The sequence below is a fragment of the Dyella sp. 01N36 genome (genome assembly GCF_056399745.1).
Genome location: NZ_JBFTRY010000336.1, coordinates 1 through 2,041 on the forward strand (window position 1 = coordinate 1; position 2,041 = coordinate 2,041).

Consider the following 2,041-nt stretch of genomic DNA (forward strand, 5'->3'; position numbering starts at 1 on the left):
GGCCGTATATGCCGGCACGACGAACACCTGGTGCGGCTGGGCGTCGATGCCCCGTGAGCGCTGCAGGTAAGCGGCCAACGCTTCTCGCAGCGGGCCAAATCCGGCTGACGCCGGCCTGGTCAGCGAGCCGGCGCTGCGTATTTGCCGAGCCATCAACCTCGTCCATAGTTTTCGCGGGAACTCATCCAGCGCGGGAAGCCCGAGTTGCAACGGCACGGGGATTCCACCATCCGTTTCGATCGAAAACTCGGTAAGTTCCTGGTCCGGTGGCGTGCGGCTGGATCCAGCCGCTGCGGCCACGCGGTGGGGGCGCGATGGCGCAATTTGCGCGGAAACGAATGTCCCCGCAGGGCCTCTGGCGATCAGGTAACCTTCGCCCAAGAGTCGGTCATAGGCGACCTGAACGGTCCCGCGCGCCACTCCGAGCTCGCCCGCAAACGCACGCAAGGATGGCACCCGCTGCCCGGGTTTCAGTTGCCCTTGCTGAATCGAGGCACGAATCCGGGCGTAGATCTGCTCATGCAGCGGCGCTGCGTTGGATGGATCCTGAGCCGGTAACTTCGTCATAGCCTGGCAAATAAAAAAAAGGTTCATCCGACTTTCGTGTGGGTCAGCGCAGCTGGATGTAGGTTGAGACCACCGCAGTGGAAGTAGACGGCGATCTTAAAGTGGTCCGGATTGCGATAGCCGCAGGCTCGCTTCTGCACAGTGGCGATCTTGGAATTCAACCCCTCGGCAACGGCATTGGTGATGCGATGTTTGAAGTAGGTCAGCACATTCGGCAAGTGGCGGGCGATCAGCCGGGCGGCGTCAATCATCGGCGCCAGCCGGCTATGGGTCGCCCAGAAGTACCAGCGCCTCCAGAAGCGTGTGGCCCAGCCGGTGGTGCGGTAATTCCACAGCCCCCGCAGCGCCTCCTTCAAGGCCCAGGCTCGAGCTGTTTTCAGCTCCATCGTCCTCAGTGCATTGAAGCGTTCCCTGGTCGGCTCCAGCATGTTCTCCGGGTTGGTCAGCCACAGGTATTTGCTGCGGGCGAGGGTGTCGTCTCCGGCTTTCAGCAACGCCTTGTGCTCCTGCTTTCTGACTTTGTCCACCGCCTCAATGACATGGCGCATGATGTGGAAGCGGTCAAAGACCATCTTCTCGTCTGCGCCAGGCACATTGGCCTGGCAGGCGTTGATGTAGGCCGGCCACATGTCCAGGCTGATAGCGTCAATGGCCTCCCGATACGCCACCGGGAAAGCCTCGAAGTAAGCGGCCAAGCTGGCCTGCTTGCGCTCTTCTCCGATGTATTCCACCGTCGCTTCTTCCAGATCGCACACCAGCGTCATATAGCGATGTCCCTTGGCGATTGCCTTTTCATCCACGCCCATCAGCCGGGGCATCTCGTTGGCTTTCGCCGCCCGCCCCCTCAATACAGCTCTTTCCATCACGTGCCAGGCTTCGTCCCACGTAATGCGCAAGATCTCCGCGGCTCGCTTGACATTCGTTGCCAGCAATATGTCGATTGCCAGCGCTTCAAACAGATGCGTAAACCGACTCCCAGCCTCCGCCCACGGCATCCTCACTTGCCTCACGCCATGCTCCGGACACGACACTCGCGGAGGCCGCGCGTGCAGATACGTCAGGAACTGGCAGCTATCCAGGTGTCGCCACACCCGTTCTCCAAGGTGGTCATAGACCGCCAATTCCTTCCCGCACTCGGGGCACGAAAAACGCTGTCCCTCCAAGTGCCCTACATGCACTTCGACATGCTGCCGCGCCACGTCCAGGTCGACACGCTCCACCGTCCATGGCGCAGTCACGCCAAGCAGCTGCCGGTACAGTTCCACGCTGTCCATCGCACACCTCCTTACCAAGCCATGCGCGAAAGCGTACTACCTACCCACACGAAAGTCTGAAGAACCTAATTTCCTTGACAGAACCACGGCGGGGAAAGTGTCATGCCAGTCGGTCGCCTGCTGATAGACGTTGCCGATACGCGTGCGCACCCGGTGGCTCGCCGGAGCCGCCCTCTCGGCCAGCGATTACCTGGCGACGC

At 61.2% G+C, this 2,041-nt stretch carries 2 protein-coding genes; both read right to left on the minus strand.

The genetic code is table 11. The features are described from left to right. The coding region (locus tag AC1DMG_RS21810) for a GntR family transcriptional regulator (protein ID WP_477181120.1) at positions 1-594 on the minus strand (594 nt) is incomplete at its 3' end. Then, on the minus strand, positions 591-1,841 hold the full coding sequence (locus AC1DMG_RS21815; protein ID WP_441637734.1) for an ISL3 family transposase: 1,251 nt from the start codon (positions 1,839-1,841) through the stop codon (positions 591-593). The genes AC1DMG_RS21810 and AC1DMG_RS21815, both read right to left, overlap by 4 nt. Positions 1,842-2,041: the final 200 nt, after the last annotated feature.